The sequence below is a fragment of the Virgibacillus halotolerans genome, assembly GCF_016908515.1.
Taxonomy (GTDB): Bacteria; Bacillota; Bacilli; order Bacillales; family Amphibacillaceae; genus Virgibacillus_M; species Virgibacillus_M halotolerans.
The window spans coordinates 54398-66377 of record NZ_JAFBEA010000008.1 but is presented as its reverse complement, the minus strand read 5'-3'; the positions used below and the strand labels follow the sequence as shown (position 1 = coordinate 66377).

The following is an 11980-nucleotide window of genomic DNA, read 5'->3' as shown; positions in this document are numbered from 1 at the left end:
CATTAACGGGCGCAATTAAGGTATAAATAAAAGCATTTTTACGATTTGTATCAAATGAAAATGGTTTAAAACCTATATCCTAGTCGCTTAATTGTTCGTTGCAACATAAAGTTGCGTAAAAGCAGGAAGGATTCAAATATTTCCCAAGAGGAGTTAGCGTTCCAACTCCAAGTATCTCGTCAGGCGATAAGCAAATGGGAAAACGATAAGGGTTATCCTGAAACTGAAAAAATTATTAAAATGAGTAAAATTTTCAATGTGACACTTGATTATCTACTAAATGAGTCCACAGCCTCTAATGAACAAATCAATCATAATAAAGAAGCTTTTTATGTTAATCAAGAGATGGCAAGTGGTTATCTGTTACACCAAACATTGAAATACAGAAAGATGGCTTGGGCGATTGCATTGTTATTAGCAGGAACATCCTTTGTATTTTTATTCCAAGAAATAGATGTTCTTTTATATGTGATGATTATGATTGCTTCAATTGCTCTGTTTGTTTCAATTCTTTTATCTGGAAATCCATATTCACAACTAAAGAAAGAGCCTTTATTGTTTGATAAAATGGTTAAAAAAGAACTTGCAACCAATTATATAGAAAAAAGAAAAACGTACAATCCTTTTATTTTGGTCAGTATCATTCTTTTTGGTGTCAGTTTTTTTATGCTACCTTTGTTGATTAGCTTTGAAGCTTTTAATGATTTAGAAGATATGATATTAGCCATAAGTATGATTCTAGCTGGATCATCTGGTTATCTTTTTGTTTATTTACTAGGAATGCTTCAAGCATATCGTTTCCTGGGAAAAGGTGAAAATATTTAAGTGGAAAATTCCTTATAGACGATTAAAGAACGTTGAAAAGATGTTATTTTTTATAAAGGGGTATATTTATTATGAAAAAGAATCCGTTTATGTTTTTGTTGACCGTTAGCTTAGCAATTTTACTGATGGGTTGTGGTTTAGGGAAAGAAAAGGATGATAGCAGTATTGTAGATAGCTTAGGGGAAATACAAAAGATTGAAGTGATCGCAGCGGACAGTTCCGATGTTATTATAACAATTTCAGATGACGATGATATTGGGAATTTCGTTGATGCATTAAAAATTGAAGATTGGGATTCAGCTGATATCCCTTCAGAAGCAACTAAAGGAGAAAGATTTAAAATGTATCAAGTGGATACCATTAAACAGGGTGAATCAGCGAATAACAAGGATTTAAATAGGGTTGCTACTATGACATCATACAAGGATGTTCCTTATATTGAATTTAGCCTGAAAAACTTTTCACTCGATTTTAAGGTGCCGGAGGAAGTTTACGAATACTTAAATTCAATGCAATAATAATTACCGCAAACGGGTGCGATTATCGAATAAGATTGGCTTCTAGTGTTAAGGGGAGGAATTACTATGAAAGACTTAACTACTCTGCTTCAGCAGGCAGAGAATACTTTTAACTCATTATCATTAGGCGAAATTATCTTAATAGTAGTACCTGTTTCGATGGGTGTTACTTTTATCTATTTAATCACTAAAAGTATTTTTAATACATTTTTGTATTACCTTTCAAATAAGGAATAGTCTTTTCTCGCTCCTCAATCAGGCCATTTAACTGAATAAAGGGTGAACAAATTTAAGGGGTGATGTTATTTATACACTAATATTTGTGCTGTTATATGTTATTGCACTTCCTCTGACAACGCTGATTCACGAAATAGGTCATGCACTAGCACTCGTATGTTTAACTAAAGAAGGCGTGGCAAAGATCCATCTAGGTGATTTTAGTGACGCCAATAAAGAGAACTTTCGAGTTGGAAGAATCCACTATCATATGAAGTGGGGAATGGCTGGTATTTGTTATTACGAGAAGCCCAGCGGTATGACAGCATTTCAAAGAGTGATGACTTCGCTGGGCGGGCCGTTATTATCGGCTTCTTTTACTATCATTTTATTTTTACCTTTTTATTATCAGCCTTTTAACGATTATATTAATTTCTTTATAACTGGTATGTTTTGGATGAATCTCATTCAATTTATCGTAACAATCATTCCAATGGTTTATCCAAAGTGGTGGGGTCCCTATGCAGGTTATACTTCAGATGGTTATAACGCACTGAAGGTTTTACAACGTGATAAGTAACTTATCGTTGCATATGAACTAACCAACCTTTGGAAAGAATGTACCGCAAACGGGTGTGTTAACTTCTGATTTTAGATAAAAATTAGTAAATAATCAGGCCATTTTGTTGCATAAAATTCATTTTAGTTTGGGGAATGGAAGGAATGATAATGTGAAAAAAAGATGGGTATCTTGGTGGATCGCTAACATTATTTGGATTATTATTTTTGCAGTAGGTACAGTTGTTATTTGGACAAGAGAGGTTGATGGCGCTGGTGTTACTCAAACACCCGAACTAAAATTAGTTGCATTTATAGTTTTATTAATTGCGTTTATACTTCCTATAATTATTCAAGTTGTATGGCTAATTGTTAATTTAAGAATTAGAGCAGTAACAGATAAGTAATCGGGCGTTATAGCTTAATAGTTATTCTATAAATGGCGGGACTATTTCTTTTTGATACAGCTAAAAAAGATATATAGGAGATGGAGAAAAGATGATAAAAACAATGTCACATATGCCAAAAGGATATGTATGCCCATTTTGCCAAGTCACTTCGGGTTTGGATGTACCCGATAAAGGAACAAAACAAGATGATGTGATATTCCAAAATGATTATGTAACTGCTTTTATAGCTAGTAAATGGTGGCCAAACAATAAAGGACCTATCCCGGCTACCTTAAGCATAAAATCTATTTTAAATAGGTCAACCAGAAATGACTGGTTAACACTATAATACGAACGGGCCTATTGTTGGGGAATATTTTCACATAATAATAAAATTGATTAAAAAGAAGGTACTATATTGGATATTGTTACTGAGAAATTAATATACATAGCTTTATTTATTTTTATTATTCATTCTATTGAAACGCTCGCTTATGCTGTAAGGTTATCGGGTGCAAGGGTAAAGATGATTGCTTCGGCTTTATCTCTTTTTAATATAATGGTGATGGTTTCAAGATTGGCAAATATGATGCAGCAACCTTTTACAGGGAGCTTAATCGATACTGCGCCAAGTAATAATGCACAAGAGTTTGTGGCAGCGCAGTTTCGCTTTCTCATAGGGGCATCCACAGTTGGAACAATTCTTGGGATACTTTTACTTCCCACTTTTATAGCCCTTTTTTCAAGAGCAATCATTCATTTATCCGAAGAGAAAGGTTCTGTTCCATCTTTATTTAAAAGATTATTTTCATTACAGTACATAAAACGCAGCATAACACATTTTAATTTACCAAAGTTTTCATACCTAAAAGATACTAGAATCAAAGATATTCCAATAAGATTATTTTTGGTGAATATGATAATAACTGCAATATATACAATTGGTGTGTTGTCTGCATTATATGCAGCATTACTAACACCTGAACGTTCGTCAACAGCTATTATGGCATCAGGTTTAATAAATGGTATGGCAACAATACTGTTGGTTATTTTTGTTGATCCAAAAGTCTCTGTAATTGCAGATGATGTTGTTAATCAGAGAGGAAGTTATCAATCACTTAAAAACATTTCCTTGATGATGGTTACATCAAGACTTTTAGGCACATTGTTGGCACAATTGTTCTTTATCCCTGGGGCAAAGTATATTGCTTGGTTCACGCAATTTATAGCTTAAAGTTATTCAACAAATGGGTGCGATAATGGAACAATAATCTGTGTCCTTTTACGTATAAGAACCAGATTGTGGATAATACAATTTTTTTAAAAAGGGGGGATTAAATGGGTGCACACAATAAAGTTTTGTATCGAGAAACACAACGGATACGGCAAATTTGGGTGTGGGCGCTGATTTTATTAAATGTTGTTTATATGTGGTATTGGTTCATTAAGCAAGTAATTTTTGGTGTGACTGTAGGAAATAATCCTGCATCAGATGCGGTTACAATTGTATTTTGGATGATTTTTGGAATTGTTCTTCCAGTATTTATACTTGGGGTAATAAAGTTGGTAATAGAAGTTCGTAGTGATGGCCTTTATATTCGTTTTGTACCTTTTCATTTTAAATATAAACAATTCCTTTTCAAAGATATACGTTATTATGAAAATATTACTTACAACTCACTAAAGCGATTTGGGGGATGGGGAATCCGTTTTAACCTAAAAGGTGAAACAGTCTATAGTTTAAATGGAAAGAAAGGGATAGAGTTAAAGTCGAAATATGACACAGTAGTAATCGGCACTGAAAATCCAGAAGAATTAAGAAAAGCAATGGATTTGACACTAAAAAATCAATGAAGTTAGTCTTCCACAAAATGGGTGCGATTATCGAATAAGATTGGCATCTAGTGTTAAGGGGAGGAATTACTATGAAAGACTTAACTACTCTGTTTCAGCAGGCAGAAAATGCTTTTAACTCATTATCATTAGGCGAAATCATCTTAATAGTAGTACCTATTTCGATGGTTGTTACTTTCATCTATTTAATCACTAAAACTATTTTTAATACATTTTTGTATTACTTTTCAATAAGGAATAGTCTTTTCTCGCTCCTCAATCAGACTATATTGTTGGAGATCAAGAAAAAGATTATCGTTATTTGGCCAAGTTAAAAGGGGGCATGAAGAATGTCTAAAACAATCCGTGATGAAATCAAAAAAGGTCGTAAGATGATTCAAAACGGTGATGGAGAAGGTTCGACTAGATTTTTTAAAAACTTAGTCAATAAGCACCCTGATTCCGCTGAAATAAATCTTTTCGCAGGGATGACTAATGACAATTTGGGTCAGGAGAAAAAAGCAATACCATTATATGAAAAAGCTATAGATTTAGGGCTCAATGACAAGAAAGAATTAAGGGATTGTCTGGTTAGTTTAGCATCTTCCTATCTAATTGAAGGCGACCATGAGAATTCTCTAAAAGCTATAGAAAAAGCCAAGGCTAAGTTTCCCAATGATCCCGTTGTTTCCTCGTTTCTTGCCTTAACGCTTTGTGAACTTAATCAAGCCGAAAAAGCAGTTAAAGAATTGGGAATTGCCTTATTGAAAGAGTCAGGGAACCCCGATTTTAAAAAATTTGAGAAGCCGCTGCGAGAATATTTTTCTGAACTAGATGTTTAAACAGTATGGTCTTGTATTGTTCCAGAATCGGGCAATCAATAGGAGCCCTCATTGTAGGTGGTTTTGGGAATCACGAGAGCCACCGCACCTTATAAGGCGTGTACGGTGCAAGTAGCTATTTTATTAAACTCAAATAAAGTGGAGCTGAATTCGAATTTACAGGGGGGGTTAGTTTGTTTAAGTATAATATTCCATTACCATTAATTCTTTTTGCATTTTTAACGATAAAGCAACTAATATTCAATAACACAGTCGAATGGGCTGATAACGTTGGTATTTCTGTTGCTACATTTTTATTTTATAATCTTTGGGAATGGACAAGTAAATCAAGTAAAAAAAATAAGGATGATTAGTTAAACAATCGGTCGCGATAGCTGAATAAATATGTGCAACAAAAGAGCCATATTGCTGAAGTTTCTCTCTAATATAATCTAATGATTAAATTTAAATATACGAGGATTGTGAAGGAAGGAGCTTAAAACAGTTGAATGAGGATTGGTGATTTCTAAATACAACATATTCGTTGAAGTTATCCAATAATCAAAGGGGGAGTAAAGGATTGGAAACAATTAATACACCAACACGTTGGAATTTAAATAACCTTCGGAATGGCCTTGACTCGAAAAAAATAAAAAAACATCTAGATAGTATTCAAGAAAAGTTATTTAAAATCGAATTAGGCTCAACATCAAATAATCTGAGTGAAGATGAACTGTTAACTCTATCAAAATTAATTAAGCAAATTGAGTCGGCAGAATCCTTCTATTACTGCTTAACTACAGAAAATATAGATCCTTCGTTTTTAACATTATTAAATGCGAACATCTCAACATTAAAAACCGAAGTTCGTTTAATTATATCTAATTCGCAAGAAACATGGAGTAATATGACCGAAGAACAGTTTGATGATTGGTTAAAAAATATTAGTCGAAAAAGTTTTATATCGGAAATAATGAAAAATGAGGAAAGGTCAAGAGAAGGAAAAATTATTTCAAGCTTTGCCAGTGAAACATCAAGCGGTCTTGAAGACATCTATGCACAAGTTCGAAAAAATTTCAAAGTAAGGGTTGATCTTGGCAATGGGGAGAACGTAATATCTTTTGCTGAAGCAAATAATTTAGCAATGTTTCACCCAAAGCTTCATAAAAGACTTCTTGTATTTAAAGAATTAAACGACACTTTAGAATCTCAAGCGAATGTCTTTGCTTCCATTTACAATCAAATGGTTGGAATAAGACTAAATGAAAACAAGATAAAAAAGGTAGATTACCTTGATGAATCTTTAAAACGGAATGGCATATCCAAGGAAACATTGAATGCAATGTGGGATAGATTAGATTCAAATTTAGATGTGCTTTCGAGATATTTAAAAATTAAAGCAAGAGAAGCAGGGAAAAAAGGTCTTTCTTGGCACGAATTGATGACTTCATCTCAGGAAGTATCCCATCATATTAAATTCTCACGAGCCATTGATGTAATAGCTAAGTCTCTTGAAAACATTGATAGGAATATGCCTGAATTTGTAAAAAATGCAATTTCAAAAGGTTGGGTGGATGCAGAACAACGCAGTACGAAACCACCTGGTGGTTTTTGCGCACCATTTATTCCTGAGGGTGAATCAAGAATCTCATTAAGCTATGACAATAGTGTAGATAGTGCAAGAAGACTTGCACATGAATTAGGTCATGCTTGGCATTTTCATCAAATGGAAGATATTCCATCCCTTCGTTTTTCCGAAGACACGTTTGAAATGACAATGGCAGAAACCTCTTCTATATTTTTTGAAACTGTGTTTACTGATTATTTAATCGAAAATACAAAAGATATTTCAAATAAAAAAGCAATGCTTGGTTCTAAGATTGAACGTAGTCTAAATTACTTGATGTCTATTAGAGGAGCATATTTATTTGAAAATAAATTTTATGAGTGTAGGAAAAAAGGACAATTGGATGTAAATCAAATAGAAGAACTTTCGCAACAATGTCAGGAACTGGCTTATGGAAGTAGTTTAAGTGAATATGAGTCTTTTGTATGGATTAAATATGGACAGTTCTATCAAGCTGATATTCCTTTTTATAACTATCCCTATTCTTTTGGTTTTTTATTAAGCATTGGACTTATAGAGTTAGCAAAAAAAGATAAACTGTTTCACCTGAAATTTCAAAGGTTTCTGAGTGAGACTGGAACGTTGCCAGTGGAACAACTAATAAAAAAACATTTCAACAAAGACCTTTCACAACCAGATTTTTGGGAGCAATCAATACAAAAGATATTAATGGATATAGAGCAGTATAATCAATTATAAGAATGGAAATGAGATTTCCGAGCGTGTGAAATTTTATAAAAGTATATTCGCTTTACAAGAAGCATTGCACGGGATTGAGAACAACGACCTAAGGCGTTTGAAAATGGAATTAAAGATTACAGATGAATTATTTATTCCTTTATCGGGCGCGATTCTGGAACAAGAATTATTTCCGATGCTGAACAAACGGGCCATTTTGTTTAAGAAGTTCAAAAGGACAGGAGGAATTATTTATGTCTCTAACTGTAACTACAATTGTAGTATATCTAACATTGGCAAGTTTATTATTTACTATAGCTGATATAACAAAAATTAAAAAAGAAAATGCGAAACTCAAGGAGGAAATAGAAATAATAAAAAAACAAATATCAAGTAAATAATTAGTAAAGTAAAAGAACAAACGGGCGAGATAGTTGGATAAGTATGTGCCATAAACCAGCCTCAATCATGTATCTACAAGTAGGGAGGGACAGTGCTGCGGACGGGATTAGTGTCCCACGGGCCAGATAGCTGAATATGTTATTTTGAAAGAGGAGGTGTTTATTTGAAAAAAGAACTAAGTGCGTCGAAAAAACACGGTCTGATTAGCTATATTTCTCTTATCATAGGTGTTGTTTGTTTTTTTATTGTTTTCGTAACACCTACAAGAATAGCTAACGTTGGAAATTTAGTTGGAGATTATATAACTTTTACCCTTACAGGTGCTGGTATCATATTATCTATTATGGGACTAGTGAAGAAAGCAGAGAAGAATATAATTCCTATTATATCTTTAATTCTTTCCACGTCTTTCTTTATATTTTGGATAATCGTGATTTTCTTATTGCTTACGGATCAAATGGACTTTGCTCCATAATCTATAAAAGGGGGCAGTAGTTGAGTTAGCAGCTATTCGTTTATCGGGCCAATTTGTGGAAGATAATTAGTTGATAAATTTGGTTAGGGGAGATACTTTTGAGAAAAATGTTTTTATCACTTTCTTTGTCTTTTTGTGCTTTGCTTTTGTTTGCTTGTCAATCTCAAGAGGAAGAAATAACTCTATTGGATAATATTTCATCTATTTCCATTTCTGAATCTGATGGTTATGGTGGAGTAAAGGAAAACTACTTTATGACAATTGACGAAGATGCAATTCTATCAAAGTTTGAAGAAGTTTTTAAAAAGGCAGAAGGCAGAAAGCAAAAAGTTGATGTTGTTAAAGAAAAACCAGATTATGATATATTAGTTCGTTATAAGAATAGCGAGACTCATTTACTAAATCTTGTACTAGGGGATACAGGAGAAAAGAGCAGAGTGATGTATGTCGGTCACGAAAACACTGGTTTTGATTTATCTGCCCAAGATACAGATGTATTAAGAGGTATCTTGGATAATCAGTAAATAGTTACGTTTATAATTTCAATTGCACGTGCGGAAATTAAGAAACAGGAGGAGTTTGCGAATGAAAGAAGTTCCTATAACATTTAAAAACGTATTTGTTTTCATTATGCTACTATTAATGACCTTTGGATTTACATGGCTTTATATCAATTTTAGTACAACTATTAAAGACGAACCTGTAGAAGAGACTATTGAAGCGAAATACAGTAAAAAAGGGTTGTATTTATACCCACGTTTTGAAATCCATGTCTCCAATTCCGAAAGACCAAGTACCGTTTCAAAAGAAGAATTTGAGTCCATTGCTGTTGGTGATAAAATTTCAGGATATATGAAAAACGCTGATACTTTTGTAACAGAAAAAGATATTCAATTTGAAAAAGCCTTAGGAATACCGATTTTTGTTGTCTTATACTTCGCTGTTTTTTTCATGGGGACGGCCATATTGAAAAATACCCGTTTTATTAAAAAGAGCAGGAAACTTAAGAATGTCTTACATACAATTTTAAAAGTAAGTATTTACGGAACTTTAACCATTTATATCCTAACAGGAATGGTTTTCACTGCATTGACAGCTACAAATATTTTTCATAAATTGAATCAATGGAGTCTAACGGAGGTAAAAGCTACGGTATTAGGTGGAGACTACAATGAGACTCGTACACAAAGAGGCGCTTCTTACACGACATATGAATTATTCCTACTATATGAGGATGAAGAAGGAAAAGATTACATAACGAAAAAAGCAGTAACCGGAACTACATATAACAAATATGCAATCGAAGAGGCTATCCCTCTTCTTTATCGTAATAATGATGTTTATGATACCTTTGTTTTAACGAAAGATACAAATGAAATTTGGCCTGCTTTCCTTAATTTATATACGTTCTTTATCGGCTTTTATTTCGTCTCCCTTTTTGCCATGATAAAAGCATGGCGCAAAAAGAAAAATAAGCAATCAGAAAAGTATTTATAAAAGAAAAACACCCTAACTTTTGGTATAGTTTATTTTTTTAGAATAAACTACCAATTAAAAGAGGTGCATCTACTATGATAGCGAATAATGACTCGAAAAAACAACTACCAAAAGAATTAAAGTTAGCTTTTAATGAATTACAGATTCCAAAATAAGTCTTAATTGTTGACAATACTAACGAAAACTATTAAAAATAAAAGTTAGATAAAATAAAAGTATGAAATGGAGATTCAACATGAAGAAAATAGCATTAGTTTTATTCGCAAGTATGTTGTTTGTTTTAGGAGCTTGTTCAAGCAACGACGATAATGATAACAATACCAGTACAGAGGAAAACCAAGATGAAACATCTGATGATGAAAATGCGATAGACAATGAGGATGAAACAGAAGATCAAGCAGATAATAATTCAGGGGATAAGGCAAAAGATGATTCGGAAGATGGCGAAAAAGCTTCTACCAATGAATTAGCTGATTTTCCCGAATATGAAACATTAGTCAATGAGATTGATGTCGATACATTGGAAGCAAAAATTGAAACAGATAATCAAAACAAACGTGTGATTTTATATGCGGATGATAGTGGTGAGAAGCAATACAAAAGTATTTTCGTTAAAAAGAAAGACCGTTTAAAAATCATTCATTTTGATGATGATGGACAAATCTTTAATGAAGTCATTAAATAAGTAGTTTAAATGAATGGGAGTTTATTTGGGGAAGGTATCGGGTGCATTCTGCATTCGATACCTTCTTTTTAAATCGTGGAACAGTTATTCCGTTACATCCTTGCTGTTTAAAAAGGCCACTAATTGCCTTGTGACAGCTTCTATATAGTTGAGAACTGTATGCGGATAGCCTAAGTATTGATTAATCTCTTCGCCATTCAACGTAAAAGTTTCCCGAAATTTTAGTTTATCCATTAGGGTTTTAAAAAACTGTTGTGAGATAACATATAGTTTTTTTATTCCATAAGGGCACAATCATGGAATAAGATTGTTCCTATTTCCATTAATAAGAACGGGACATTTTCTCGAATAACACTTAATAAAGGAATTAGGTATTTGTGTTAGGATATAAAGAGGATTATCAAATTATTTATGTAATAATAAATAAGTAAAAAAATAAAGGATAGGGGGAGATTGAAAGTGGATGTAAGATACCCAATTGGTAAATTACAAGTTCCTAAAAAAGTAAGCTTAGAAAATATTCAAGAATGGATAAAGGAAATCGAAACTTACACGATTCGATTAAGAGAAACTGTTGACTCATTAAATGATGAGGAATTAAGCAGAACATATCGTGACGGTAGCTGGACAGTTCATCAACTTGTTCATCACATTGCAGATTCTCAGTTGAACATGTATCAACGTTTGAAGCTGGCTTTAACAGATGAGAATCCAACAGTACCAGCTTTTGATCAAGAAAAGTGGGCTATTCAACCGGATACAAAGCTTCTTATAGAAAGTTCTATTAAAATACTAGAAGGTATAAATGAGCGCATCGTATCTTTAGGATATAGTTTAACTGAAGAGCAATTAGATCGAGCTTTTACGCTGCAGGAAAACGATAAAATAACAGTAGCAACAAAAGTTGCAAAATTAGCTTGGCATGAAGAGCACCACTTAGCCCATATGAAAATTGCATTATCAAAATAATACAGTATGATGGAATTGGCTTATTGAAATTCGATAAGCCTTTTTTAAAGAATAAGGAATAATTACAGAAGTTTTATTCAATTAAAGGAGGATCCATCATGCCTAAACATAAGATTTACACAATGAGTTTCGCAAGTGTCTATCCCCATTATATTACGAAAGCGGAAAAAAAAGGGCGTACAAAATCAGAAGTCGATGAAATCATCCGTTGGTTAACAGGCTATAGCCAGGAAGCGTTAGAAGTACAACTGGAAAAACAGACAGACTTTGAGACCTTCTTTGCGGAAGCTCCCCAATTGAATTCTTCACGAAATTTGATCAAAGGTGTAGTCTGCGGCGTCCGAGTGGAAGATATCGAAGAACCAACGATGCAGGAAATTCGCTATTTGGATAAGCTAATCGATGAGTTAGCAAAGGGAAAAGCGATGGAGAAGATTTTACGGAAATAATAGTTAAATCGGTGAAACACTGATTCCATTTATATAGC

General features: G+C 33.2%; 18 protein-coding genes and 1 pseudogene. All 19 read left to right on the top strand.

Annotated elements, in window-relative coordinates:
- Positions 1 to 111 precede the first annotated feature (111 nt).
- The 19 genes and pseudogenes from JOC34_RS16655 to JOC34_RS16570 all read left to right on the top strand — a co-directional run bounded on the left by JOC34_RS16655 (position 112) and on the right by JOC34_RS16570 (position 11942).
- The gene (locus JOC34_RS16655; protein ID WP_205137908.1) at positions 112 to 825 is read left to right on the top strand and encodes a helix-turn-helix domain-containing protein; all 714 of its coding nucleotides are present in this window, start codon (positions 112 to 114) and stop codon (positions 823 to 825) included.
- A gap of 71 nt (positions 826 to 896) precedes the next feature.
- A complete protein-coding gene (locus JOC34_RS16650) occupies positions 897 to 1343 on the top strand; it encodes a hypothetical protein (RefSeq protein WP_205137907.1) in 447 nt (148 codons plus the stop codon).
- A 66-nt stretch (positions 1344 to 1409) separates the two neighbouring features.
- The gene (locus tag JOC34_RS16645; RefSeq protein WP_205137906.1) at positions 1410 to 1580 is read left to right on the top strand and encodes a hypothetical protein; all 171 of its coding nucleotides are present in this window, start codon (positions 1410 to 1412) and stop codon (positions 1578 to 1580) included.
- 175 nt (positions 1581 to 1755) lie between these two features.
- Positions 1756 to 2139: a hypothetical protein gene (locus tag JOC34_RS16640; protein ID WP_205137905.1), complete on the top strand. Its 384-nt coding sequence runs from the start codon at positions 1756 to 1758 to the stop codon at positions 2137 to 2139.
- Positions 2140 to 2290: 151 nt separating this feature from the next.
- Positions 2291 to 2524, top strand: coding sequence for a DUF3923 family protein (locus JOC34_RS16635; protein WP_205137904.1), 234 nt, complete (start codon positions 2291 to 2293; stop codon positions 2522 to 2524).
- Between the two features lie 91 nt (positions 2525 to 2615).
- The gene (locus JOC34_RS16630; RefSeq protein WP_205137903.1) at positions 2616 to 2855 is read left to right on the top strand and encodes a hypothetical protein; all 240 of its coding nucleotides are present in this window, start codon (positions 2616 to 2618) and stop codon (positions 2853 to 2855) included.
- A 69-nt stretch (positions 2856 to 2924) separates the two neighbouring features.
- Positions 2925 to 3740: a lipid II flippase Amj family protein gene (locus JOC34_RS16625; protein WP_205137902.1), complete on the top strand. Its 816-nt coding sequence runs from the start codon at positions 2925 to 2927 to the stop codon at positions 3738 to 3740.
- A gap of 104 nt (positions 3741 to 3844) precedes the next feature.
- Positions 3845 to 4360 carry a DUF6141 family protein gene (locus JOC34_RS16620; protein WP_205137901.1) on the top strand — a complete coding sequence of 172 codons (516 nt, stop codon included), beginning with the start codon at positions 3845 to 3847 and terminating at the stop codon, positions 4358 to 4360.
- Between the two features lie 329 nt (positions 4361 to 4689).
- A complete protein-coding gene (locus JOC34_RS16615) occupies positions 4690 to 5181 on the top strand; it encodes a tetratricopeptide repeat protein (RefSeq protein ID WP_205137900.1) in 492 nt (163 codons plus the stop codon).
- Positions 5182 to 5354: 173 nt separating this feature from the next.
- A complete protein-coding gene (locus JOC34_RS16610) occupies positions 5355 to 5534 on the top strand; it encodes a hypothetical protein (protein ID WP_205137899.1) in 180 nt (59 codons plus the stop codon).
- A 206-nt stretch (positions 5535 to 5740) separates the two neighbouring features.
- On the top strand, positions 5741 to 7486 hold the full coding sequence (locus JOC34_RS16605) for a M3 family metallopeptidase (RefSeq protein WP_205137898.1): 1746 nt from the start codon (positions 5741 to 5743) through the stop codon (positions 7484 to 7486).
- Between the two features lie 19 nt (positions 7487 to 7505).
- Positions 7506 to 7612, top strand: a pseudogene (locus tag JOC34_RS21855) (phosphotransferase family protein); the annotation flags it as partial.
- 107 nt (positions 7613 to 7719) lie between these two features.
- Positions 7720 to 7866 carry a hypothetical protein gene (locus JOC34_RS16600; RefSeq protein WP_205137897.1) on the top strand — a complete coding sequence of 49 codons (147 nt, stop codon included), beginning with the start codon at positions 7720 to 7722 and terminating at the stop codon, positions 7864 to 7866.
- 164 nt (positions 7867 to 8030) lie between these two features.
- A complete protein-coding gene (locus JOC34_RS16595) occupies positions 8031 to 8342 on the top strand; it encodes a hypothetical protein (RefSeq protein WP_205137896.1) in 312 nt (103 codons plus the stop codon).
- Positions 8343 to 8449: 107 nt separating this feature from the next.
- The gene (locus tag JOC34_RS16590; RefSeq protein WP_476756231.1) at positions 8450 to 8866 is read left to right on the top strand and encodes a YhfM domain-containing protein; all 417 of its coding nucleotides are present in this window, start codon (positions 8450 to 8452) and stop codon (positions 8864 to 8866) included.
- A 61-nt stretch (positions 8867 to 8927) separates the two neighbouring features.
- The gene (locus tag JOC34_RS16585) at positions 8928 to 9839 is read left to right on the top strand and encodes a hypothetical protein (RefSeq protein WP_205137894.1); all 912 of its coding nucleotides are present in this window, start codon (positions 8928 to 8930) and stop codon (positions 9837 to 9839) included.
- A 235-nt stretch (positions 9840 to 10074) separates the two neighbouring features.
- The gene (locus JOC34_RS16580; protein WP_205137893.1) at positions 10075 to 10524 is read left to right on the top strand and encodes a hypothetical protein; all 450 of its coding nucleotides are present in this window, start codon (positions 10075 to 10077) and stop codon (positions 10522 to 10524) included.
- A gap of 459 nt (positions 10525 to 10983) precedes the next feature.
- On the top strand, positions 10984 to 11493 hold the full coding sequence (locus JOC34_RS16575) for a YfiT family bacillithiol transferase (protein WP_205137892.1): 510 nt from the start codon (positions 10984 to 10986) through the stop codon (positions 11491 to 11493).
- A 98-nt stretch (positions 11494 to 11591) separates the two neighbouring features.
- Complete coding sequence (locus JOC34_RS16570) at positions 11592 to 11942, top strand: DUF2200 domain-containing protein (RefSeq protein ID WP_205137891.1); 351 nt, start codon at positions 11592 to 11594, stop codon at positions 11940 to 11942.
- Positions 11943 to 11980 lie beyond the last annotated feature (38 nt).

What these genes read in the sequence shown, in the direction of transcription:
- JOC34_RS16650 (WP_205137907.1), top strand. Translation starts at nt 897, where the DNA reads ATGAAAAAGAATCCGTTTATGTTTTTGTTGACCGTTAGCTTAGCAATT.
- JOC34_RS16645 (WP_205137906.1), top strand. Translation starts at nt 1,410, where the DNA reads ATGAAAGACTTAACTACTCTGCTTCAGCAGGCAGAGAATACTTTTAAC.
- JOC34_RS16630 (WP_205137903.1), top strand. Translation starts at nt 2,616, where the DNA reads ATGATAAAAACAATGTCACATATGCCAAAAGGATATGTATGCCCATTT.
- JOC34_RS16620 (WP_205137901.1), top strand. Translation starts at nt 3,845, where the DNA reads ATGGGTGCACACAATAAAGTTTTGTATCGAGAAACACAACGGATACGG.
- JOC34_RS16615 (WP_205137900.1), top strand. Translation starts at nt 4,690, where the DNA reads ATGTCTAAAACAATCCGTGATGAAATCAAAAAAGGTCGTAAGATGATT.
- JOC34_RS16600 (WP_205137897.1), top strand. Translation starts at nt 7,720, where the DNA reads ATGTCTCTAACTGTAACTACAATTGTAGTATATCTAACATTGGCAAGT.
- JOC34_RS16590 (WP_476756231.1), top strand. Translation starts at nt 8,450, where the DNA reads ATGTTTTTATCACTTTCTTTGTCTTTTTGTGCTTTGCTTTTGTTTGCT.
- JOC34_RS16585 (WP_205137894.1), top strand. Translation starts at nt 8,928, where the DNA reads ATGAAAGAAGTTCCTATAACATTTAAAAACGTATTTGTTTTCATTATG.
- JOC34_RS16580 (WP_205137893.1), top strand. Translation starts at nt 10,075, where the DNA reads ATGAAGAAAATAGCATTAGTTTTATTCGCAAGTATGTTGTTTGTTTTA.
- JOC34_RS16570 (WP_205137891.1), top strand. Translation starts at nt 11,592, where the DNA reads ATGCCTAAACATAAGATTTACACAATGAGTTTCGCAAGTGTCTATCCC.